General features: G+C 71.5%; 18 protein-coding genes and 1 tRNA gene. 11 read left to right on the forward strand and 8 right to left on the reverse strand.

Going from position 1 to position 21,391, the window contains the following annotated elements:
* The first annotated feature begins 1,232 nt into the window (after positions 1-1,232).
* The 4 genes from ACFPA8_RS04790 (at position 1,233) to ACFPA8_RS04805 (ending at position 4,419) form a co-directional block, all read left to right on the forward strand.
* Positions 1,233-2,648, forward strand: coding sequence for a helix-turn-helix domain-containing protein (locus ACFPA8_RS04790; RefSeq protein ID WP_386442677.1), 1,416 nt, complete (start codon positions 1,233-1,235; stop codon positions 2,646-2,648).
* A gap of 25 nt (positions 2,649-2,673) precedes the next feature.
* Positions 2,674-3,279, forward strand: coding sequence for an oligoribonuclease (orn, locus tag ACFPA8_RS04795; protein WP_386442680.1), 606 nt, complete (start codon positions 2,674-2,676; stop codon positions 3,277-3,279).
* A 94-nt stretch (positions 3,280-3,373) separates the two neighbouring features.
* A tRNA-His gene (locus ACFPA8_RS04800) sits at positions 3,374-3,446 on the forward strand.
* 208 nt (positions 3,447-3,654) lie between these two features.
* A complete protein-coding gene (locus ACFPA8_RS04805) occupies positions 3,655-4,419 on the forward strand; it encodes a DUF6069 family protein (RefSeq protein ID WP_386442683.1) in 765 nt (254 codons plus the stop codon).
* A 135-nt stretch (positions 4,420-4,554) separates the two neighbouring features.
* Here the strand turns inward: ACFPA8_RS04805 and ACFPA8_RS04810 are convergent, their stop codons facing one another.
* Positions 4,555-5,025: a M23 family metallopeptidase gene (locus ACFPA8_RS04810; RefSeq protein WP_386442686.1), complete on the reverse strand. Its 471-nt coding sequence runs from the start codon at positions 5,023-5,025 to the stop codon at positions 4,555-4,557.
* A gap of 327 nt (positions 5,026-5,352) precedes the next feature.
* A complete protein-coding gene (locus ACFPA8_RS04815) occupies positions 5,353-6,450 on the reverse strand; it encodes a LacI family DNA-binding transcriptional regulator (protein ID WP_386442689.1) in 1,098 nt (365 codons plus the stop codon).
* A gap of 228 nt (positions 6,451-6,678) precedes the next feature.
* Here ACFPA8_RS04815 and ACFPA8_RS04820 point away from each other — a divergent pair, with 228 nt between their 5' ends.
* The 4 genes from ACFPA8_RS04820 to ACFPA8_RS04835 all read left to right on the forward strand — a co-directional run bounded on the left by ACFPA8_RS04820 (position 6,679) and on the right by ACFPA8_RS04835 (position 11,660).
* Positions 6,679-8,040, forward strand: a complete 1,362-nt coding sequence (locus ACFPA8_RS04820; protein WP_386442691.1) for an ABC transporter substrate-binding protein — start codon at positions 6,679-6,681, stop codon at positions 8,038-8,040.
* Positions 8,021-9,013: a carbohydrate ABC transporter permease gene (locus ACFPA8_RS04825; RefSeq protein ID WP_386442693.1), complete on the forward strand. Its 993-nt coding sequence runs from the start codon at positions 8,021-8,023 to the stop codon at positions 9,011-9,013. The genes ACFPA8_RS04820 and ACFPA8_RS04825 overlap by 20 nt, the downstream gene beginning before the upstream one ends.
* Before the next feature lie 11 nt (positions 9,014-9,024).
* Positions 9,025-9,987: a carbohydrate ABC transporter permease gene (locus ACFPA8_RS04830; RefSeq protein ID WP_386442696.1), complete on the forward strand. Its 963-nt coding sequence runs from the start codon at positions 9,025-9,027 to the stop codon at positions 9,985-9,987.
* A gap of 167 nt (positions 9,988-10,154) precedes the next feature.
* Complete coding sequence (locus ACFPA8_RS04835; protein WP_386442698.1) at positions 10,155-11,660, forward strand: glycoside hydrolase family 1 protein; 1,506 nt, start codon at positions 10,155-10,157, stop codon at positions 11,658-11,660.
* A 180-nt stretch (positions 11,661-11,840) separates the two neighbouring features.
* Here the strand turns inward: ACFPA8_RS04835 and ACFPA8_RS04840 are convergent, their stop codons facing one another.
* The 3 genes from ACFPA8_RS04840 to ACFPA8_RS04850 all read right to left on the reverse strand — a co-directional run bounded on the left by ACFPA8_RS04840 (position 11,841) and on the right by ACFPA8_RS04850 (position 15,346).
* On the reverse strand, positions 11,841-12,914 hold the full coding sequence (locus ACFPA8_RS04840) for a chitinase (protein WP_386442701.1): 1,074 nt from the start codon (positions 12,912-12,914) through the stop codon (positions 11,841-11,843).
* A 259-nt stretch (positions 12,915-13,173) separates the two neighbouring features.
* Complete coding sequence (locus ACFPA8_RS04845; protein WP_386442704.1) at positions 13,174-14,613, reverse strand: HAMP domain-containing sensor histidine kinase; 1,440 nt, start codon at positions 14,611-14,613, stop codon at positions 13,174-13,176.
* 16 nt (positions 14,614-14,629) lie between these two features.
* The gene (locus ACFPA8_RS04850; protein ID WP_386442707.1) at positions 14,630-15,346 is read right to left on the reverse strand and encodes a response regulator transcription factor; all 717 of its coding nucleotides are present in this window, start codon (positions 15,344-15,346) and stop codon (positions 14,630-14,632) included.
* A gap of 58 nt (positions 15,347-15,404) precedes the next feature.
* Between ACFPA8_RS04850 and ACFPA8_RS04855 the strand changes: the two genes are divergently transcribed.
* Positions 15,405-15,947, forward strand: coding sequence for a hypothetical protein (locus tag ACFPA8_RS04855; RefSeq protein WP_386442709.1), 543 nt, complete (start codon positions 15,405-15,407; stop codon positions 15,945-15,947).
* Positions 15,948-16,073: 126 nt separating this feature from the next.
* On the opposite strand, the gene ACFPA8_RS04860 is transcribed toward ACFPA8_RS04855, so the two are convergent.
* Together ACFPA8_RS04860 and ACFPA8_RS04865 are read right to left on the reverse strand one after the other, a co-directional pair.
* Entirely contained in the window at positions 16,074-17,033 is a 960-nt protein-coding gene (locus ACFPA8_RS04860; RefSeq protein WP_386442712.1) for a spermidine synthase, read from the reverse strand.
* A 94-nt stretch (positions 17,034-17,127) separates the two neighbouring features.
* Complete coding sequence (locus ACFPA8_RS04865) at positions 17,128-17,547, reverse strand: hypothetical protein (protein ID WP_386442715.1); 420 nt, start codon at positions 17,545-17,547, stop codon at positions 17,128-17,130.
* 144 nt (positions 17,548-17,691) lie between these two features.
* Here ACFPA8_RS04865 and ACFPA8_RS04870 point away from each other — a divergent pair, with 144 nt between their 5' ends.
* A complete protein-coding gene (locus tag ACFPA8_RS04870) occupies positions 17,692-19,218 on the forward strand; it encodes a tetratricopeptide repeat protein (protein WP_386442717.1) in 1,527 nt (508 codons plus the stop codon).
* 40 nt (positions 19,219-19,258) lie between these two features.
* Here ACFPA8_RS04870 and ACFPA8_RS04875 read toward each other — a convergent pair whose 3' ends face one another.
* Positions 19,259-19,855 carry a histidine phosphatase family protein gene (locus ACFPA8_RS04875; protein WP_386442719.1) on the reverse strand — a complete coding sequence of 199 codons (597 nt, stop codon included), beginning with the start codon at positions 19,853-19,855 and terminating at the stop codon, positions 19,259-19,261.
* A gap of 287 nt (positions 19,856-20,142) precedes the next feature.
* Between ACFPA8_RS04875 and ACFPA8_RS04880 the strand changes: the two genes are divergently transcribed.
* On the forward strand, positions 20,143-21,360 hold the full coding sequence (locus ACFPA8_RS04880) for a hypothetical protein (RefSeq protein ID WP_386442722.1): 1,218 nt from the start codon (positions 20,143-20,145) through the stop codon (positions 21,358-21,360).
* Positions 21,361-21,391: the final 31 nt, after the last annotated feature.

Raw genomic sequence — 21,391 nt, forward strand, 5'->3', positions numbered from 1 at the left:
GCGAAGGGAGTCCTCTGTGCGGAGGGAGCGGCGGTTGACTTCGATCTTCCGTGCGGGATCGGGAAGAGCTTCAGGCACTGAGCGGAGCTGAGGAGTCCACTCTGGGCTCTCGCAGACGAAGAACCCGGCCAAGGCCTCACCAGCCCCTTACCCGCAAGGGTACGACCGCACTCCCGCCTTGCCCAGGGGCGCCGGGAGGCACGGACCGTCGCGGGCTGACCCCGGAGCATGCCTGAGTAAGTCCCTTCACGCAACGCCCCGCTGCACCCCTTACCCACTTCCCCGGCCGCGCCGTCACCGCCGGACCCTCAAGGGTGCTCACCTATCCGGACCGTCCCGCGACACTCGGTGACCGGCGCTCGGGCCTCGCGTTAGCAGTGCGTGCCAGCACCCACCACAGGGCCGGGCAGCCGCCGACGCGTCCCCGCCGCCGCGCTACGCCCCGGATACCGCAAAGATTCGGACACGGGCGTCCGCCCGGACGAGCCCCCGTACGAGGCCGCCGACTGCGATCCGGAGGCCGCGGCGCACGCATCCGCGACGGCGGCTGAGATCGTCCGATGGGGCACCTTCGCCTGCGCCCTGACCCCGCTTACTCTGCTGACGTGCGGTTCACCCCTGCAGACGGTCCTCGGAACGGCTGTCGGACTGGCCGCGGTCAACGCGGCCTGCCGTACGCTCCTTCGCTGCTCAGAACGTGCGTACACCCGCCGGACCGGCGGACGTTCCACCGATTGCGGGCCCGAGCCGCACCGCGGACGGCACAGCCGTACCGGCACCGGCCTGCACAGAGGCGGACGGCACACCGGCCGCACCTGACGGCCCAGGACGCCCAACTTCGCACCGGCGCACGACAGTAGGCAGGGGCGCACGCCAGGGGGGTGTCCGAATCACGCATGCGATCCCCGCATTTTTCGGCCAAGTTTCGCATCCACAACGGTCGTTGACGGTGCGACAGCCCAACCGCCCTCGACCTGCGCGGAAAGGACCGACGGGCACGTGTGGCCGCATCGGCAGCGGGGCAGGGACGGCATGCGCACTTCCCAGTGGCGTCACCGAATGGAACGCTTCGTGATCGAATGCTTCACGCCAAGTTGCCTTGTCGACATACCGGCGGGTCCTGAACTCGTCCCGCCGACCTCGTGCGACACAGTAGATTCGATCTTGGCATCGCCGCGGGGGAAATGTGCAGGACCGAGAAGAACGCGACGATTGAGGGGGGCTGACATCCGGTGAGCGTTCCAAAGAGCCATCAGGACTCGACGAACGGCCCGGCAACGACCCGCAAGCTGGCCGCACGGAGGCGCCGCGAGATCGTGGCGGTGCTGCTCTTCAGCGGCGGACCCATCTTCGAGAGCTCCATACCGCTCTCCGTCTTCGGCATCGACCGCCAGGACGCCGGGGTCCCCCGGTACCGCCTGCTGGTGTGCGCGGGCGAGGACGGGCCGCTGCGGACCACCGGCGGGCTGCAGTTGAGCGCCCCGTACGGACTCGACGCACTGTCCCGCGCGGGGACCGTCGTCGTACCCGCCTGGCGCTCCATCACCCAGCCGCCCCCCACCGCCGCGCTGGAGGCACTGCGCCGGGCGCACGAAGAAGGGGCGCGCCTCGTCGGGCTCTGCACCGGAGCGTTCGTCCTCGCCGCCGCCGGCCTGCTGGACGGACGTCCGGCGACCACGCACTGGATGTACGCGCCGACACTCGCCAAGCGCTACCCGGCCGTCCACGTCGACCCGCGTGAACTCTTCGTGGACGACGGCGACATCCTCACCTCCGCCGGCACGGCGGCGGGCATCGACCTGTGCCTGCACGTCGTGCGCAACGACCACGGAGCGGAGGCGGCGGGTGCCCTCGCCCGCCGTCTGGTCGTACCGCCGCGCCGCGGCAGCGGGATGGAGAGCGGAGGTCACCCACGCCATCTGGACCGCTCTTTACCCGAGGAGATCGGTGCGGACCCGCTCGCCGAGGTCGTGGCGTGGGCCCTGGAGCACCTGCACGAACAGTTCGACGTGGAAGCCCTGGCGGCACGGGCGTACATGTCGCGCAGGACCTTCGACCGCCGCTTCCGCTCCCTGACGGGCAGCGCGCCCCTGCAGTGGCTCATCACCCAACGGGTGCTTCAGGCGCAGCGGCTGCTCGAGACCTCCGACTACTCGGTCGACGAGGTGGCAGGACGGTGCGGCTTCCGCTCGCCGGTGGCGCTGCGGGGTCACTTCCGGCGTCAGCTGGGCTCCTCGCCCGCGGCATACCGCGCGGCGTACCGGATCCGGCGTCCGGACAGCGGCAACGGCGGGGGGCACGCGGGAGGCCACGGCGGAGGCCACGGAGAGGGAGGACGGACGGAGAGCCAGGGCGGTCCGGGAAGCTCCGGCATGCCTGCCGGTGGCGGCGCCCACGGAGGCGGAGGCAGCGCTTCTTCGAGCGGGCCGGTGAGCAGCGGCACCGCTCACGGCATGGTGCCGCACTCCGGCCAGTACGTGCCCCGCGACCTGCGGGACGCGGCCCGTCCGCACCGCGAGGCCCGCGAGCCGCACCAGCCACGCGAGCAGCGCGAGCACCGCGAGGCCCGTCCGGACGCCGGGGACCCCGGAAAGCCGGAATCGGACGCCTGGGCACCGAGGGTCCCCGGACAACGGGGCCGGGGCTGAGGGGTGTCGACGTAGGGTGAGGCTCATGAATGACCGCATGGTGTGGATCGACTGCGAGATGACCGGCCTCTCGCTGGCCGACGACGCGCTCATCGAGGTGGCCGCCCTGGTCACCGATTCCGAGCTGAACGTACTCGGCGAGGGCGTGGACGTGGTGATCCGGCCTCCGGCACGTGCGCTCGCCTCGATGCCGGAGGTGGTCCGCGAGATGCACATCGCCTCCGGACTGCTGGACGAACTCGACGAGGGCACGACTCTCGCCGAGGCCGAGAAGCAGGTCCTGGCGTACGTGCGCGAGCACGCACCGGAAGCCGGCCGGGCCCCGCTCTGCGGCAACTCGGTCGGCACCGACCGCGGCTTCCTCGCCCGCGACATGGCGGAGCTGGAGACGCACCTCCACTACCGCATCGTGGACGTCTCGTCGATCAAGGAGCTCGCCCGGCGCTGGTATCCGCGCGCCTACTTCAACAGCCCCCCGAAGAACGGCAACCACCGGGCGCTGGCCGACATCCGCGAGTCGATCGCGGAGCTGCGCTACTACCGGGAGGCGGTGTTCGTGCCCGCTCCGGGCCCCGACTCCGACACCGCCAAGAAGGTCGCGGCCAAGCACGTGGTGCCGCCGGCGTCCTGACGGAGACGGCCCGTTGCCCCCGTAAACCCGTGCGCAAGCATCCCGGCCGACCCTGTACACTCTTTCTCGGCCGGTCGGAAGCGCGCCGGTCGTGGTGGATGTAGCTCAGGTGGTAGAGCACCTGGTTGTGGTCCAGGATGTCGCGGGTTCAAGTCCCGTCATTCACCCTTGAAGATCAAGGCCCCTACCCGGGGAGACCGGGCGGGGGCCTTGTCGCGTCCTGGCCGTGTCCTCACAGGGGTACGACCGCACGGGTGAGCGGCTTCGCCGTCGGCTCACCGCTGCCCGGGCTGGAGATGCGGGCGCCGTCGCGTGGACCGAGCCTGAGGGGACGGACGGCGGTCCGGGGAGGCCAAGGGAGAGGACGCGACACCTATGGCAGGTACACACGACCCTCACGGCCCACAGGACCCACAGGACCCGCAGGGTCCGCACAACTCTGATGGAGCGCACAGCTCACAGTCGCCCCACGGTCCCGAAGGGCCTCAGGGGCGGGGCGGCGCACAGCGGCCGGGCGCGGGCGGAGCGGGCCGCACGGGCGGATCCCCCGATCCCGGCGACGCCTCCGCCCAGGACGGTGCGTTCGAGCGGTTCGAGCCGGTGCCCGGCTACGGCCCGACGAAGCAGTACCCCGATCCGTACGACGGCTCCGGCGACTACGTGCCGGAGCGCCGCACCAACGGCTACGACCACGACCAGCGCCCGCCCCGCAGCGCCCGCCGCCGATTCAGCGCCCTGCGCCTCTGGGCGGGCGGCATCGCCGTCGCTCTGGTGGCGGCGCTGGCCGCGGCGGTGGCTCTGCTGCTCGTCCGCGGAGTGCTGGACATCCCCGTCTTCGCGCCCGAGACGGAGGGGGCGATGGTGCCGGCCTCCACGGGGCAGCTGGCGCTCGGTGCCGCCCTCGCCGCGCTGGTGGCCACGGCGGTGCTGCATCTGCTGCTGCTGGCGACGCCGCAGCCCGGCCGCTTCCTCGCCTGGATCATCGCGCTCGGAACGGCGGCTGTGATGCTGGCTCCCTTCAACTCCTCGGCGACATGGGCGGCGAAGGGCGGTACCGCGGGCGTCTATCTGGTGATCGGGCTCGTCATCGGAACCCTCATGTCGACAGTCGCGCGCAGCGCCTCCCCCGCCCGCGACTGACTCCTCCGCGGGCGCCTGGCTCCCCGGCGGGTCCCGCCCCCGCGACGGCCCCGCGACCGGAACGCGTCGTGGCAAGGCCCCTACCGGGACACCTCTCCGGTAGGGGCCTCTTACTGGCTCGCCGGGGCCCGCGCCCTAGGCGATCCGGACGCCGTGCCGAGCCAGGTATGTGACGGGGTCGACCTCGGTGCCGTAGCCCCGCTCAGCGCGTACTTCGAAGTGCAGATGCGGGCCCGTCGACCGCCCGCTGTTGCCCGACTCGCCGAGCACGGTGTTCGCGCGTACCACCCGTCCCAGCCGGACTGTGATCTTCGAGAGGTGGGCGAAGAGGACGTGCTTGCCGTCCTTCATGTGGACGATCACGGCCTTCCCGTACGAGCCTGCCTCCCCGGCGAGTTCGACCCTCCCCGTGCCCACCGACCGCACGACCGTTCCCGGGGACGCCGCGAAGTCGACACCTGTGTGATGGCCTGCCGCCCAGCCCCCGGGGACGCCCCATCCGGCCGTCACGGGGGCGGCAGACGAGATCGGGCGTGTGTAGTCGTCGGCTGCGGGAGTGCTCGGCTCCTGCGGCTCCTCCCGGGCGTCTCCGGCTTCGTGGGCCACAGGTTCCACGTTGAGGCCCGCCGGTGCCGTGCCGGCGAAGCCGCATATGGACACGGCCGCGGCGACTGCGCCTGTCAGTATTCTCCGGACGGTGCCCGGCTCACGTCGCGTGTCTGAGGTCATACCAGGCAGCAAAAGGCAGCACCGGTACGGCCGCACCCGGGAGTTGTCCGGAGGGGTGACGAACTCACCCCCCGTCACATTCAGGGGTGAGATACGGACGCGCGGGCATCACGGACGCGCGGGCATCACGGAAGCGCGGGCTTCACGGAAGCGCGGGCAGCCTCCCGCCCTCACCTGCCGGGCGACTCCGGCTCTGAGACCGCCTCAGGACGAGCCGCGCCGCACCAGCTCGGTGGGCAGCACCGAGCCGGCGACGCCGGACTGCGGGGACCGCGCCCCGGGCGTGCCGCCCGCCACCGCGTCCCGCTCCCCTGCCATCAGCTCCAGCAGCGTCCGGGCCATCGCGCGCCCCATCTCCTCGATCGGCTGCCGGACGCTGGTCAGCGGCGGGTCCATGTGCCGCGCGACTGCCGAGTCGTCGAAGCCGACGAGCGCCACGTCCTGCGGCACGCTCCGCCCGGCTTCACGGAGCACCAGCCGCGCGCCGGACGCCATCAGGTCGGAGGCGCAGAAGACGGCGTCCACCTCCGGAGCCCGCTCCAGCAGTTCGCGCATCGCCCGCTTGCCGCCCTCTTCCGTGAAGTCGCCGTGGGCGACGAGCCGTTCGTCGTCCTCGCGGCCCGCTGCCCGCAGCGCCGCGCGGTGGCCTTCGAGGCGGCACTGGGCCACGTACATGTCGAGCGGGCCGGTGATGGTGGCGACGGCGCGGCGCCCCCGGCCGATCAGGTGCTCGACGGCGATCTGCGCGCCGCCGACGTTGTCCGAGTCGACGTAGGGGACGGTTTCGGCGCCGCTGCGCCGGCCGCCCAGCACCGCGGGCATCCCCGACTCGACGAGCAGGTCGGGGAGGGGGTCGTCGGCGTGCACGGAGACGAGGAGCACGCCGTCGACCCGACGTGCCGCCGCGTACTGCGTGAAGCGGTCCCGTTCGTGCTCGTCCCGGATGAGCGTGAGGAGCAACTGCATCGAGCTGTCGGCCAGTTCGGCGCTCACGCCGCGCAGGATGCCGGAGAAGTAGGGCTCCGCGAAGAGTTTGGTCTCGGTCTCGGGCACGACGAGCGCGACCGCGTCGGCGTTCCCGGCGGCCAGCGCACGCGCGGCGCCGTTGGGCACGTAGCCCAGTTCCGCGACGGCGGCCTCCACCGCTGCCCGCGTGCGGTCGCTGACCCGCGGCGAACCATTGATGACACGGGAAACGGTTCCCCTGCCGACACCCGCACGCGCGGCGACCTGTTCGAGGGTCGGCCTGGGCCTTCCCGCGCCTGCGGAGCGGGACGTACGTCCGAGGTGGGCTGCTGCCATGGATGCCTCCCCTCCCTGGTCGGGCCCTTGCCGGGGCGACCGCCGCCCCCGCTGCACCGGCCTGCCCGGCCGGGATCATTCAACTACACGACGGACGAGTCACGTTGCCGCCGTACGTCTTGACACCCCGCCACCTCTCGTGGACTCTTCAACTCATCAAGTATGGGAGCGCTCCCATGATAGCCGCTCCCTACACAGCCCGTAAGCACGGGAGGGGATGGCACAGCCATGCACATCAGCAGGAACACTTCCCCGCTTCACCGCACCCGCCACCTGTGGCACCGTTCGAGATCCCGGCGCCTGACCGCGTCAGGACTCACGGCCGTGCTCGCCGCGGGCCTGCTTGCGGGCTGCGCGCAGGACGGCGGCGGCAGCGGCTCGGGGAGCAGCGCGGACGGCAAGACCGTCGTGTCCGTCGGGGTGTTCGGGGTCTTCGGATACAAGCAGGCCGGGCTCTACGACGAGTACGAGAAGCTCAACCCGGACATCAAGATCAAGGAGAACTCGACCGAGCGGAACGAGGACTACTACCCCGCCCTGCTCAACCACCTGACGGCGAACAGCGGCCTGAGCGACATCCAGGCCGTCGAGGTCGGCAACATCAACGAGGTCGCCAACCTGCACTCGGACAAGTTCGTCGACATGGCCGAGACCGACGGGGTGGAGAAGTCCGCCTGGCTGCCCTGGAAGTGGGACCAGGCCAAGGCGGAGAACGGCAAGGTCGTCGGCCTCGGCACCGACATCGGCCCCATGGGCGTGTGCTACCGCAAGGACCTGTTCAAGAAGGCCGGGCTGCCCACCGACAGGAAGGAAGTCGCCGAGCTGTGGGCCGGCGACTGGGCCAAGTACGTGGAGACGGGCGAGGATTACATGAAGGAGGCCCCGAAGGGCACGACCTTCACCGACGCCGCGGCCGGCCTCTACAACGGCTCGGTCTCCAGCTACGCCGTCAAGAACTACGACACCGACGGCAAGCTGATCTACAAGAAGAGCAAGGCCGTCAACAAGTCCTGGGACCTGGCCATGCAGGCCGTCGAGGGCAAGATGACGGGCAAGCTCAAGCAGTTCGACAAGGCATGGGACCAGGCCTACGCCAACGGCACCTTCGCCTCCGTCATCTGCCCGCCCTGGATGCTCGGTTACATCAAGGAGAAGTCCGGCACCAAGGGTGCGGACGCCTGGGACGTGGCCGCACCGCCCCGGCCCGCCAACTGGGGCGGCTCGTTCCTGACCGTCCCGGAACGCGCGAAGAACAGGGACGAGGCCGTCAAGCTCGCCAAGTGGCTGACCGCACCCGAGCAGCAGGCGAAGCTGTTCAAGAAGCAGGCCAGCTTCCCCAGTTCGAGCAAGGCGCTCTCACTTCCGGCTGTCGAGGGCGCCGAGCACGAGTACTTCGGCGACGCGCCGATCGGCAAGATCTTCTCCGATGCCGCGCGGGACATACCGACGGCCGTGCTCGGTCCCAAGGACCAGCTCATCCAGGAGAACATCGGCAACATCGGCATCCTCCAGGTCGAACAGCAGGGCAAGTCGCCCGAGGAGGGCTGGAATTCAGCGGTGAAGAAGATCGATGACGCTGTCGAGGACTGAGCCACGGCCCGGCCTGCGGAAAGCGCCGGGACGTCCCGCCGGTGGCACCGGCAGCCGCGCCGATGAGCGCCGCAGCCGCCGCTACCGCCGGGACGCCCGGTGGAGCCCGTACGCCTTCATCGCACCCTTCTTCCTCTTCTTCGCCGCCTTCGGTCTCTTCCCGCTGCTGTACACGGGCTGGGCGTCGCTGCACAACGTCTCGCTGCACGACCCCACGCACATGGAGTGGGCCGGGCTGCACAACTTCTCCCGGCTGTGGGAGGACGAGTTCTTCTGGAACGCCCTGCGCAACACCGTCACCATCGGCATCGTCTCGACGGTGCCGCAGCTGGCGATGGCGCTGGGCCTCGCCCACCTGCTCAACTACCGGCTGCGCGGCTCGATGTTCTTCCGGGTCGTCATGCTCACCCCGTACGCGACCTCGGTCGCAGCCGCGACGCTGGTCTTCGCCCTGCTCTTCGGGCGGGACTACGGGATGATCAACTGGGCGCTGGGGCTGGCCGGATTCGAGCACGTCGACTGGGAGAACGGCACGTGGACGTCGCAGATCGCCGTCTCGAGCATCGTGATCTGGCGGTGGACCGGCTACAACACGCTGATCTACCTCGCCGCCATGCAGTCCGTACCGGACGACCTGTACGAGTCGGCGTCCATCGACGGGGCGTCACGATGGCAGCAGTTCCGGCACGTGACGATTCCCTCGCTGCGTCCGACGATCCTCTTCACGGTCGTGGTCTCCACGATCGGTGCGACGCAACTCTTCGGTGAACCACTGCTGTTCGGGGGTTCGCAGACCGGCGGCGGCTCGCACCAGTACCAGACGCTGGGGCTCTACCTCTACGAGCAGGGCTGGTTCAACTTCCATCTCGGCCGGGCCTCCGCGATCGCCTGGACGATGTTCCTGATCCTGCTGGTCATCGGCCTCGTCAACTGGCTGATCAGCAGGCGCCTGCAGAAGAGCTCAAGCCAATGAGGGAGGTCGGCATGCTGCAGACGGAGACACGCGGCCGCGCGCCGGAGCCGCCCAAGGACGCCGGGGCGGCGGAGGGACCCGCGTCGGACCCGGGCGGGCACGGGTCCGGGAGGCGGGGCGGCCGAGGCCGCACGAAACGGGCCGGGACCGCGGGCAGGCATCTGCACGCGGGGCGTCTCACCTACGCGGTCCTGTCGCTCTTCACGCTCGGTTCGCTCTTTCCGCTGGTGTGGACGGCGATCGCCGCGTCCCGCGACAACCAGCGGCTGGCCGAGACGCCGCCGCCCTTCTGGTTCGGCGCGAACCTGTTCTCCAACATGGCCACCGCCTGGAACGACGCCAACATGGGCAAGGCGCTGCTGAACACGCTCGTGGTCGCGGGCACCGTGGCCGTCAGCACGGTTCTCTTCGCCACGCTCGCGGGCTACGCCTTCGCGAAGCTTCGCTTCCGCGCCAGGAACGCGCTGCTGCTGACAGTGATCGGCACGATGATGGTGCCGCCCCAACTCAGCGTGGTGCCGCTGTACATGGCGGTGGCGAAGCTGGAGTGGGCGAATCAGCTCCAGGCAGTGATCCTGCCGTTGATGGTGAGCGCCTTCGGTGTCTTCTTCATGCGGCAGTACCTTGTCAACGCACTCCCCACGGAGCTCATCGAAGCCGCGAGGGTGGACGGTGCGCACAGCCTGCGGATCGTGTGGCACATCGTCTTCCCGGTGGCCCGGCCGGCGATGGCGGTCCTGGGGATGCTGACGTTCGTGATGGCGTGGAACGAGTTCTTCTGGCCGGTCATCGCCCTCACCCAGGACAATCCGACCGTGCAGGTGGCCCTGACGGGGCTGGGCCGGGGCTACATCCCGGACGAGTCCGTGATCATGGCCGGGGCGTTCCTGGGGACCCTTCCGCTGCTCATCGCCTTCGCTCTGTTCGGCAAGCAGATCGTCGGCGGCATCATGCAGGGCGCGGTGAAGGGCTGAGCTGCGGCCCGCCGGGGTTCCGGGCAGCTGCCCGCACCGGACCCGGCCGGGCCGACGCCGGACCCGGCGCCTGCCGACGGCGCCGGCACCGCCCACCCCGGACCACCCTGATCCGTTCTCTTCCCCTCCGACCGCACCTCTTCACGTCCTCGAATGGGAGCGCTTCCATGACCTTGTCCCCCCTGTCCCCCGACGCCACGCCGAAGCCGTCACCACGACCCCCGGCCGGTGCGTCCCCCGCGGCCGGCCCGGCCGGGGCGGGTCTGCGTTTCCCGCCGGACTTCATGTGGGGGTCCTCGACCTCCGCGTACCAGATCGAGGGCGCCGCGCGGGAGGACGGACGTACCCCTTCCGTCTGGGACACCTTCTCGCACACCCCCGGCAGGACCGAGGGCGGCGACACCGGCGACGTGGCCTGTGACCACTACCACCGCTTCCGCGACGACGTGGCGCTCATGTCCCGACTGGGCCTGGGCGCCTACCGGTTCTCCGTCTCCTGGTCGCGCGTGCAGCCCACCGGGCGGGGTTCCGCCTCGCAGCGGGGCCTCGACTTCTACCGCTCCCTCACGGACGAGCTGCTCGACGCGGGCATCACCCCCGTCCTCACCCTCTACCACTGGGACCTCCCGCAGGAACTGGAGGACGCCGGCGGCTGGCCGGAGCGCGACACCGCACTCCGTTTCGCCGACTACGCCCGCATCGTGGCCGACGCGCTCGGCGACCGCATACAGCTGTGGACCACCCTCAACGAGCCCTGGTGCAGCGCCTTCCTGGGCTACGGCTCGGGGGTTCACGCGCCAGGCCGTACGGACCCTGCCGACGCACTCCGCGCCGCACACCACCTCAACCTGGCCCACGGCCTCGCCACACAGGCGCTGCGTGACGCGCTTCCGGCCGCGGCCGAGGTGATGGTCAGCCTCAACCCGGCAGCCGTACGCGCCCGTTCGGACACTCCGGAGGACCGGGACGCCGCCCGCCGCATCGACGCACTCGCCACCCGCGTCTTCACAGGCCCGATGCTGCACGGCCGCTACGACGAGGACCTCCTCGCCGACACCGCGCAGATCACCGACTGGTCCTTCGTACAGGACGGCGATCTGGCGGCTGCACACCAGCCGCTGGACGGGATCTGCGTCAACTACTACACACCGTCGGTGGTTTCGGCCGTCGAGCACCGGGAGGACGGGCCCGCCCCGGAGCGCCGGGACGGGCACGGTGCCAGCGACCACTCGCCGTGGCCCGGCGCGGACCGCGTCGTCGCGTTCCACCAGCCGCCGGGCGAGCAGACGGAGATGGGCTGGAGCATCGACCCCGGCGGCCTGACCGAGCTGCTGCACCGCTTTCACCGCGAAGCCCCGGGCGTGCCGCTCTACATCACGGAGAACGGTGCCGCGTACGCCGACGAGCCCGACGGCGAGGGCCGCGTGCACGACCCGGAGCGCATCGCCTACGTACAGGAGCATCTCGCCGCCGTGCACCGCGCGTTGGAGGAGGGCGTGGACGTACGCGGGTACTTCCTCTGGTCGCTGATGGACAACTTCGAGTGGGCCTACGGCTACGGGAAGCGCTTCGGCATCGTCCACGTCGACTTCGGCACCCAGCGGCGTACGCCCAAGTCCAGCGCGCTCTGGTACGCGGAAGTGGCCCGAACGGGGCAGCTTCCGGAGGCCTGACGCGGGAGGGGGCCATGGAACGCGAAGCGGGCGCCGAGCGGCACCGCGTGCGACGGCCCCGAGCCGTTCCAGCCGGGGGAGGGACGGGGGAGGGGGAAGAGGGGTGGGGCGCAGCGGTGTGGGGGGAAGGTCTGCGCCCCACCCTGACCGGGGGGGGTGGCCTTGGGGTGACCCGGAGGGTCAGCCCGTGAAGGCCTTCGTGAAGTCGTTCTCGCCCTGCTCGATGCTCGAACAGGTCGGGTCCGCCTCGTCCTTGGGCCCGCCGGGGCAGGCCTTGTCGCGGGTGGCCGACCACATCGACAGCCAGCCCAGGTTCTTCTCCTGTGCGAACTTCGCGACCTCGGTGGCGTCTTCGGGTCTGAAGACCTCGACCACGACGTCGTTCACGCCGATCATCGGCGTGACGGCGACGGTCCGCCACGCCTCGGCGTCGTCCTCGATCCCCAGCGCCGTCTTGATCTGCTGCTGGGTGGCAGTGGCGGCTTCGACGGCGTACCGGCCCATGTCGCCGCCGTAGGACGGGCCGTAGTCCATCGCCATGATGTTGACGGCGGAGACGTCCACGCCGTTCGCCCCGGCGTTCTCCAGAAGCGCGGTGCCCTCCGGCGTCAGTCCCTCGGGGAGCACGGGCAGGGTGAAGGAGACGTCCAAGTCCGGGTGTGTCCGCTGGAGTTCCGCGATCGCCTGAGCGCGGCGGGTGTTCGCCCCGGTGTCGGGGAGTGCGGCGCCCTCGATGTCGAAGTCCGCCTTCTTCAGGTCGAACGCGTCGACGACCTCGCCGTACGCCTTCGCCAGTTCGTCGACGGACCCGCAGACCAGGCCGAGTTCGGAACCGCTCGCACCGCCGAAGGAGATCCGGACGTCACCGCCCATGGCGCGCAGCTGCTCCACCTGCTGCGCCACCGCGTTGTCGCCGAGTTCCTGCGTGCCTCCCCATTTCGGCGAACAGCCGCCGCCGGAGGTGATGAAGGCGAGGTTGTACTCCGTGACGCCTGTCGCCGCGGCGTTCCGGAGGAGGTCGTAGGAGGGTTCGAGCGAGACGTCGACGTACGGCGTGAAGGGCCTCGCCGCCACCGGAGCGCCTCCGCGGTCCCGCTCCTGCTGCATGCCGCCCCGCTCCCCGTCGACAGCACCGGCGGGGCCGGCGAACGACAGCATCGAACCGCCGACCAGGACCGCGACGGAGACCGCGGAGGGAAGCCTGACCCTGCGCCTGCTGCGCCGGGGGTGTGCTGCTGATGCCTCGCTGGTCATCCTCTGCCGCCTCGTGGGGGGGGTGGGTGGTGACTCGGACGAGAAGCAAACTAGCGAGAGCGACTCGGACAATTCCCGTGTTGCGGACAGCCGTCGGAGGACTTAGGCCGCGCTTAAGTCACGGAAATGGCCTGGTTAGGGAAGTGCCGGAGCGGAAGGGTGACGAGCCGGCCACAGACCGTCGACGCCGCGGAGCCACCGTTCACCCGGCGGGACGGCCGACGCACCCGGGCGGGCGCACATCCGCCTGCCGGACCTGTCACGTCGTCCTGCGCCGGAGTGAATACCTCAGCCGCCGTTCCGACTTGCGGCGTCCGCGGCGCCTGCCGGTCTCCTCCCCGGCGCCGTTCAGGTTCAGCCACACCCGCACTTCCGTCCCGCCGAGCACCGAAGGCCCGATCCGCACGTCGCCGCCGGTGGACTCGGCCACCCTGCGCACGATGTCCAGCCCTAGCCCCGTCGAACCCGGTCCGCCGTCCCCGTGCCCGCGCAGCAGCGCCGCGTCCGGGTCGGCGATGCCGGGTCCCGCGTCGGAGACGAGCACGATCACCGAGTTGCTGGCCGGGCCGCCGTGGTGCACGTCGACGGAGAAGGCCGTCCCTTCAGGTGTGTGCCGGAAGACGTTGCCGAGCATCGCGTCGAGAGCGGCGGCGAACTCCGCCCGCGCGACCGGTACCCGCACGGGACGTTCCACACCCGCCAGACGGGCCTCGCGGCCCTCGTCCTCCGCCAGCGCGGACCAGAACGACATGCGGTCGCGTATCACCTCCGCCGCGTCGCAGGCAGCGGACTCCAGGCCGCCCGTCGACTGCACGCGCTGCTCCCGCTGTTCGCGTGCGGTGCTGATGATCTGGTCGACCTCGCTCTCCAGCTTCGCGACGGCCTCCCGGGTGTGTGCTGCGGCGTCGCCGTCGCCGAGCGAGGCTGCGTTCAGACGCAGCACGGTCAGCGGCGTACGCAGCCGGTGCGAGAGGTCGGCGGCCAACTCCCTTTCGTTGGCCAGGAGTTGTACGACCTGGTCCGCCATCGCGTTGAACGCCACGGCGGCGCTGCGCAGTTCGCGCGGCCCTTCCTCCTGGACCCGCACGCCGAGCCGCCCCTCCCCCAGGGAGCGGGCCGCGGCGGCCAGCCGCCCCGCGGGACGCACCATGAGCGTCCCCAGCCTGTCCGCGACGGCCACCGAGCCCAGGATCAGAGCGATGCCGACGCCGGCGATGATCAGCCAGGAGGTGGTCACACCGTAGGTGACCTCCTCGTTGGAGATGAAGACCTCCACCACGGCGAACTCACCGCTCGCCACGGCGGTCGGCCGCAGCAGCGTGTAGCCGCCGGGCACCTGGACCGTGGAGGCGCGTCCCTTGCCGCGCGCGGTCGCCACCTGCTCGTCGGTGGCCCGCTGTCTGCCGATCTCGACGGGGGGCCTCCCGGCCTCGCCCGTGGCGGTCTGCTTCGAGGAGGTGGGCACGTGGACGGCGATGCGGCCGTCGCCTCCCGCCTCCGTACTGGCGACCGCGATCTCCAGCTGCTGCTTGTCCGTCGTGATCGCCAGCACCGGCCCCACGGTGGCCGCCTGCCGTTCCGCGTTGGAGTACGCACGGTCGCGTGCCGTCTCCTTCACCACCAGCGCGAGAGGCACGGCGAAGGCGATCACCACCATGGCGGTGACGGCGAGGCACACCTTCACCAGTGCCCATCTCATGCCCGGAGTTCCTTCCTCATGACTGCCGTTCCTTCGGCGCCTCCAGCTTCACGCCGACGCCGCGCAACGTGTGCAGATAGCGGGGCCGCGCGGCCGTCTCCCCCAACTTCCGCCGCAGCCAGGAGAGATGGACGTCGATGGTCTGGTCGTCCCCGTAGGACTGCTGCCACACCTCGGCGAGCAGATCCTTGCGGGCCACGACGACACCCGGACGTCCGGCGAGAAAGGCCAGCAGGTCGAACTCGCGCCGGGTCAGGTCCAGCAGCGTCCCGTCCAGCTCGGCCTGCCGGCGCAGCGGGTCGATGACGAGGCCGCCCACCCGCAGCACCCCGGCGCTGTCACCTTGGCCGGATCCGGACCCCGCCGGGCCTCCCCGGGAGCGGCGCAGCACGGCCGACATGCGGGCGGAGAGGTGCTCGACGGAGAAGGGTTTGACGAGGTAGTCGTCCGCGCCGTCGTTGAGCAGCCGGACGATCTCGTTCTCGTTGTCGCGCGCAGTGGCGATGATCACTGGTACGTCGGTGATGCCGCGGAGCATCTTCAGCGCCTCGGCGCCGTCGAGGTCGGGAAGGCCCAGATCGAGGATGACGACGTCGAATCCGACCTGTGCGACCTCCCGCAGGGCCTCAAGTGCCGTACCGACGCTGCGCACCGCGTGCGAGGCGTCGGTGAGGTGCCGGATCAGGGCGGAGCGTACGAACTGGTCGTCCTCGACCACGAGCACACGAGCCATGGCGGCACGTTACGCCATACTCCTTCCGGGTGAGCAGGACAGCGCTATGGTGACCGGGATGGGACGACCACTGGTGCACGCGGCAGCGTGGTTTCTGGCCACGAGCGCGGCGGTGACACTGTCCTGGTTCGGGGTCCACACGGTCCTTGCCGGGACGGAGTACGACCCGCCGCGCACCCTGCCCCTGTCCGACGAGGCCTCGACGGCCCGCCCCGGGGCACCCGGCACACAGGAGCCGGAGCCCGGTCCCTCGCGATCCTCGAAGCCGCCCTCCGGCTCACAGTCGTCGAAGCCGCCCGAGAAGCCCTCCCCCAGCGGCACCCGCAGCGCGGAGAAGCCGCCGGAGCCCCCGCAGACGGAGGACCCGCCGCCCCGAGGGGACGTCCGCGGCACCGATGTGCCCGGCGGACGCGCTGTGTTCGACATGAAGGACGACTACGCGACGCTGGTCTCGGCCACGCCCGACGACGGCTGGGACACGCAGGTGTTCAAGGACACCACCTGGATCCGGGTGACCTTCTCGAAGCACGGCTCCCCCTCCCATTCCGTGTTCTGCCGGTGGGACGACGGACCGCCGCGCATCGAGACCTACCAGGGCTGAAGTCGCGGCCCACCAGGGCTGAAGTCGCGGCCCGGGCAGGCGCGTCGAGAACCCCCGTGCGCGGGCGTCCGCGTCCGCATGCCGTCCCGGGAGAGCACCCGCGAGCGCCGGGCGTGGACACCGTCCTCAGTCGAAGACGCCGTCCGGCGGCGCCGGTGAGGGACGGGCCGTCGCATCCGTGACGGCCGCGGCCCCACCGGCGAACTCCGCCAGGCCGGCGCCGTGTTCGACCCTTGCCGAATGGGGATCCCCCGCCGCGCGCCGCGTGAGCTCCGCGTACGGCAGTTCCCTGTCGGCGCCGACCAGTATGGCGTTGCCGAAGCGGCGTCCGCGCAGCACGGCCGGCTCACCGATCAGCGCCGCGTGCGCGAACGCCGCCTGCACGGTGGCGACCTGGGAACGCAGATGCTCCAGCGGACGGTGCCGGCCCGCGACTCCGGCTGCGCCCGCCCCGCCGGACGACCCCGGCCCGTCCGCGATGTTCGCGACGTACAGCCCGCCGGGCCGCAGCACCCGACGCACGTCCTGGAGGAATCCGCCGCTGGTCAGGTGAGCGGGCGTGCGTGCGCCGCCGAAGACGTCGGCGACGACGAGGTCCGCCCACTGCCCGGGCAGTCTCCCCAGTCCCTCGCGGGCGTCGCCGCCCCGTACCCGTATGCGCCAGCCGCGCTCCAACGGCAGCTCGGTACGCACCAGTTGTGTCAGCGCGGTGTCCTTCTCGACGACCTGCTGCGTGGAGCGCGGCCGGGTCGACGCGACATACCGGGCCAGGGTCAGGGCGCCTCCGCCGAGGTGCAGCACGTGCAGCGGTCTGCCGGGCGGAGCGGCGGTGTCGACGACGTGGCCGATTCTGCGCTGGTAGTCGAAACCGAGATGCTCCGGATCGTCGAGGTCGACGTAGGACTGCGGCGCACCGTCGAGGAGGAGCGTCCAGCCGTGCGCCCGGTCGGGATCGGGCCGGAGTTCGGCGGTGCCGCCCTCGACCTGTGCGCTCAGCGCCTGGCGTGCCCGTCGCCCCCGGCTGCCGCCACCACGGCCCTGATGGCCGCCGCCTCTGCCGGAGCCGCGCCGACTGTCCCTCGCCACACCACCAGTATCGCCGAAAGCCGCCCGCGTCCCGCACGGTGGACCGGCTGCCACCGGCTCCTCACCCGCGGCAGCCGGTCACGAGCGTGACGCCTCAGCCGCAGCTGTCGGCGGCCTTGATCGTGCGCGCCGCCTCACCGAGCGCGGCACGCAGCAGCGACGCGTCCGTGGCCACCCCGAAGGCACCCTCCGGCGGCACCAGCCACCCGGTGTCCGGGGCGGGCAGTTCCTGCGCGACCGTACGGGGCCGGCCGGGGGTCTGGGTGCAGGAGCTGCCCGGCAGGTCCCAGCAGGCAGCGGTGCCCGGCGGTACGAGGAATCCGAGGGTGTCGCCGGCGCCGTCGCACAGCACCGGACCGAGTCCGTCCCGCAGCCGCAGAATGTCCACGGCTTCGAGGCCCTGGCGTACGGGCACAGTCACCAGATCGCACGGCACACCGCCGGCAGCGGCGCGAATTACTGGGCCGCTCTCCTGCATCGAGACCCCTCCTTGGACCTGCTCCGCAGTGGTCATGCAGGGATCAACGGCCCGGAGCGTCAACAGGTACGGCATATGACGCCCACAAAGGATGGCACTTCATGGCAGATCGCGGGCGAGATATCCGGTTTGCCGCGGAACATTGCGTGTTGACCATGTCACAGCCTGTACGGTCCGGCCATGGCGTCGTCACCCTCTGCGTCACAGGGCCCGCCCCGCGTGCCCAACACCGCTTTCCGGCGACTGCGCGGCACGCGCTCACCCGCCGAGTTCGCGGCAGCCGTGCGCCGTGCCGCCCGGGCCATCGGCGAGCAAGTCGCTTGCGACGCCCGGTACATCGGGCGCGTGGAGGCCGGCGAGATCCGCTGCCCCAACTACGCCTACGAGCGCGTCCTCCTGCACATGTTCCCGGGACGCACGCTCACCGACATGGGCTTCGCCCCCCGCGAGACCGTTCGTGGCCGGGGGGCGCGCTCTCGACGGGCATACGGAGGTGACAATTCACCGCCCCAACTGACGCCCCGTCATGCGGAATCCCGTACTCTCTTCGGCCACAGGGGCCCCACTGACAACACCAGCCCCAGCGGCCTCGGTTTCGACAGCGACGCCTCCGGCGCCTGCCTGAACTCGCCCGCCTGCACCATCTGTTCAGAATGTCCCGAGATCCACGAGGAGAGCGACGTGCTACGTCGCGCGTTCATGATCAACGGCCCGGCGGCCGCCCTGACCGCGGCCGGCGCCGCACCCGCGGCCGCCGGTGGCCGCACCTCGTCCGCGAGCCCGCACCGCCGCATCGGCGAAACCGAGGCCGAGAGCCTGGAGCACGCCGTACGCCACATCCGGCTGCTCGACGACCGGCACGGCGCCGGCAGTCTCTACCGGCAGGCCGGAGACGCGCTGCGCGCCGCCCACGAACTCCTCGACGCGGGCGTCCCGAACCGCCAGTCCGTCACCGACCGCCTCCACCACGGCGCCGGTGAACTCGCCATCTCCGTGGGCTGGCTGGCCCACGACTCGGACCGGTACGGCGACGCGCGTTCGCACTACGCGGAAGCTCTCGCCACCGCCCGGGTCGCCGCCGACCCCGCGCTGGAGGCACACGCCTTCTGCAACACCGCCTTCCTCGCCCGTGACTCCGGCCGCCCCCGCGAGGCCGTACGCGCCGCACAAGCCGGACAGCAGGCGGCCAAACACCTCGGCTCGGCACGGCTGTTGTCGCTCCTCGCCATGCGGGAGGCCGGAGGCTGGGCGGGTCTGGGCGACACCTCCGCGTGCAGGGAGGCCCTGAGCAGGGCACACGCCCTCTTCGGACGCGGCCCCTCGGACACCGACCCCGCGTGGATGAGCTTCTTCGGGGAGGCCGAACTCGCGGGCCTCGAAGCACAGTGCTGGTCCGCGCTGCACGACTGGGAGAGAGCGGCCGGCAACGCCCGCCGCGCCGTTGCCCTCCAGGACCCCCACTTCGTGCGCAACAAGGCGCTTTTCACGGCCGAGTTGGCCGGCGACCTCGCCGCCATGCGCCGTCCCGAGGAGGCGGCGGACGCCGGCAACAGGGCATTGGCGCTGCTCGGGCCCGTACAGTCCTCGCGCATCCGCTCGATGCTGGACACCACGGCGAAGCGGCTGCGTCCGTACGCCCGCGAAGGTTCTGTCGGTGAGTTCCTCACCCGGCAGGAGAGCAAGGTGCCCCGGCCGCGGACGGCCTGACACACGCAAGGGTCACCGCCCGCGCGTCCCGGGGCCGGGTTCAGTCCAGATGTCCGGTGTCGTTCCAGCGTTCGACCGCGGGCTTCCCGTACGCCCAGCCCAGCACCGACAGCGACCCCGGCGAGAGCGTCAGGCAGTGCCCGAAGAAGGTCTCCTGCCCGAGCCAGCGGGAGCCCAGGACACGGAGCACGTGCCCATGGGCGAAGAAGAGCACGTCGCGGTCCGCCGAACGCACCCACTCGACGATGCCGTCCACCCGTGAGGCCACCGCCGCCGGGCTCTCGCCCTCGGGGGCGCCGTCACGCCAGATGAGCCAGTCCGTGCCGGTCTGCTCCCGGATCTGCTTCGTCGTCAGGCCCTCGTACGCCCCGTAGTCCCACTCCCTGAGCGCGTCCCATGTGCGGGCCCCGGCTCCGAAACCCGCCAACTCGCACGTCTCACTCGCCCTCGAGAGCGGACTGGTGCGCACCTCGGCACCGGGAAGGCCCTCCCAGGGCGGGCCGTAGAGCCGGCGGCCGAGGCTCTCGGCGGCGCGGCGTCCCTCGTCGAGCAGGGGGACGTCGGTCCGGCTCGTGTGCTGTCCGGTCGCCGACCACTCGGTCTGCCCGTGCCGGACCAGCAGGATGCGCGCTGCCATGGGGTACCTCTTCCGCCGTCGATCGGAACGTCCGGGCGCTGCACGGGCGTTGGGGCGCTGCACGGGCCTCGGGGATGCGCACTCCGTGCCTGCCGGCGCTCGGTGCGCACCAGGCCCTCGCCCACCGTTCCCATGGTGGCCGGAAGGCCGCCGCAGAGGCCGACGGGCACGCGGGGACCGTACGTACCGGCGGTCCGCAACCGCCGAACGGGGCGTCGCCACACCTCGTGTCAGCACCGGATGCCAGACTTCCGCTGGTACTGCAGTCTTCTCCGAGGCGAACGCCGATGACCCACACCCACGGCAGCGCCGCTGCCCTGCGCCGGCGCCTCGCCGAGCTGCGCGGCGGACCGGACGTCCCGCCGCGCCCGATGGACGCCCGCGCCCTTGCGGCCCTCGCCGCGAACCCGGGATGCCGGCGGCGGGCGCTTCTGGACGGCGCCGGGGTCGACAAGGCCGCGCTCGCACAGGCGTTGGGCGCGCCCGCTCCCTTCGGGCAGTCGCAGTTCGCGTTCGCACGGGGCATCTCCTTCGAGGCGAAGGTGAAGGCGGACGGCGGTGCCGAGTTGATAAGGCTGCTGTGCGCGTCCACGGGCGGGACGCCGCCCGAACCGGCCGATGTCACCGTCCCCGACCTCACCGCGGACGGGCCCGCAGGACGTACGGCCCGTACGCGCGCTGCGCTGTTCCCCTCGTCGGCCGCACCCCGGCGGGACGGGACGGACTCCGCCGGGCAGGGCGAGTGGTCGCTGCTGTACCACCCGATGCTCGCTCTCGAGGTCGCCGGTTCGACGGCCTACCTGGAACCCGACGCGATCGCGGTGCATCCCGACGGGAGTTGGACGGTCATCGAGATCAAGTCCTTCCCGATCCTGGACGGTTCGGCCGATGCGTCCAAGGTCGGAGCCGCCGCACGCCAGGCCGCCGTCTACGCGCTGGCGCTGGAGCAGACCTCACCCGGAGGCGAAGGCGCGGTCCGCGAGCAGGCCCTGCTGGTGTGCCCGAAGGACTTCACCAACCTGCCCACCGCGCACGGCGTCGACATCCGCAAGCAGCGCGCCACGACGCGCCGCCAACTGGACCGCCTCACACGGCTGGAGGAGATCGCCGCCGCCGTCCCGGAAGGCACGGTCTTCGACCCGTCCCGCCCGGCCGGTCAGCTCTCGTCGGCCGTCGAGTCGGTGCCCGCCGCCTACGCGCCCGAATGCCTCTCCAGCTGCGAACTCGCCTTCCACTGCCGCGAACGCGCCCGCGCGGAAGGCGCCGTCGAGTCCCTGGGCCGCGCCCTCCGGGGCGAACTCGGCGGCTTCACCACGATCGGCGCCGCCCTCGCGGCGGCGGGCCGGGACCCGGAGTCCGGGACCGGCGGAGAGGGCCGGAGGGCCGGGGAGCCGGACGGGGACGGGGAGCCGGACGGGGACGGGGACCGCACCGACCCCGCGGAATCGGCACTGCGCCGCGCCGCACGGCTGCGCGCGGAAGCGCTGGGGGAGGCGGCTTGCTGACCGCCGCGCCCGGCCGGCACAGGGAGGCACC

Origin of the sequence: Streptomyces ovatisporus (assembly GCF_042653885.1) — a bacterium.
GTDB lineage: Bacteria > Actinomycetota > Actinomycetes > Streptomycetales > Streptomycetaceae > Streptomyces > Streptomyces ovatisporus.

What these genes read in the sequence shown, in the direction of transcription:
- orn (WP_386442680.1), top strand. Translation starts at nt 2,674, where the DNA reads ATGAATGACCGCATGGTGTGGATCGACTGCGAGATGACCGGCCTCTCG.
- ACFPA8_RS04805 (WP_386442683.1), top strand. Translation starts at nt 3,655, where the DNA reads ATGGCAGGTACACACGACCCTCACGGCCCACAGGACCCACAGGACCCG.
- ACFPA8_RS04815 (WP_386442689.1), bottom strand. Translation starts at nt 6,450, where the DNA reads ATGGCAGCAGCCCACCTCGGACGTACGTCCCGCTCCGCAGGCGCGGGA.
- ACFPA8_RS04820 (WP_386442691.1), top strand. Translation starts at nt 6,679, where the DNA reads ATGCACATCAGCAGGAACACTTCCCCGCTTCACCGCACCCGCCACCTG.
- ACFPA8_RS04825 (WP_386442693.1), top strand. Translation starts at nt 8,021, where the DNA reads ATGACGCTGTCGAGGACTGAGCCACGGCCCGGCCTGCGGAAAGCGCCG.
- ACFPA8_RS04830 (WP_386442696.1), top strand. Translation starts at nt 9,025, where the DNA reads ATGCTGCAGACGGAGACACGCGGCCGCGCGCCGGAGCCGCCCAAGGAC.
- ACFPA8_RS04835 (WP_386442698.1), top strand. Translation starts at nt 10,155, where the DNA reads ATGACCTTGTCCCCCCTGTCCCCCGACGCCACGCCGAAGCCGTCACCA.
- ACFPA8_RS04840 (WP_386442701.1), bottom strand. Translation starts at nt 12,914, where the DNA reads ATGACCAGCGAGGCATCAGCAGCACACCCCCGGCGCAGCAGGCGCAGG.
- ACFPA8_RS04845 (WP_386442704.1), bottom strand. Translation starts at nt 14,613, where the DNA reads ATGAGATGGGCACTGGTGAAGGTGTGCCTCGCCGTCACCGCCATGGTG.
- ACFPA8_RS04850 (WP_386442707.1), bottom strand. Translation starts at nt 15,346, where the DNA reads ATGGCTCGTGTGCTCGTGGTCGAGGACGACCAGTTCGTACGCTCCGCC.
- ACFPA8_RS04855 (WP_386442709.1), top strand. Translation starts at nt 15,405, where the DNA reads ATGGGACGACCACTGGTGCACGCGGCAGCGTGGTTTCTGGCCACGAGC.
- ACFPA8_RS04865 (WP_386442715.1), bottom strand. Translation starts at nt 17,547, where the DNA reads ATGACCACTGCGGAGCAGGTCCAAGGAGGGGTCTCGATGCAGGAGAGC.
- ACFPA8_RS04870 (WP_386442717.1), top strand. Translation starts at nt 17,692, where the DNA reads ATGGCGTCGTCACCCTCTGCGTCACAGGGCCCGCCCCGCGTGCCCAAC.
- ACFPA8_RS04875 (WP_386442719.1), bottom strand. Translation starts at nt 19,855, where the DNA reads ATGGCAGCGCGCATCCTGCTGGTCCGGCACGGGCAGACCGAGTGGTCG.
- ACFPA8_RS04880 (WP_386442722.1), top strand. Translation starts at nt 20,143, where the DNA reads ATGACCCACACCCACGGCAGCGCCGCTGCCCTGCGCCGGCGCCTCGCC.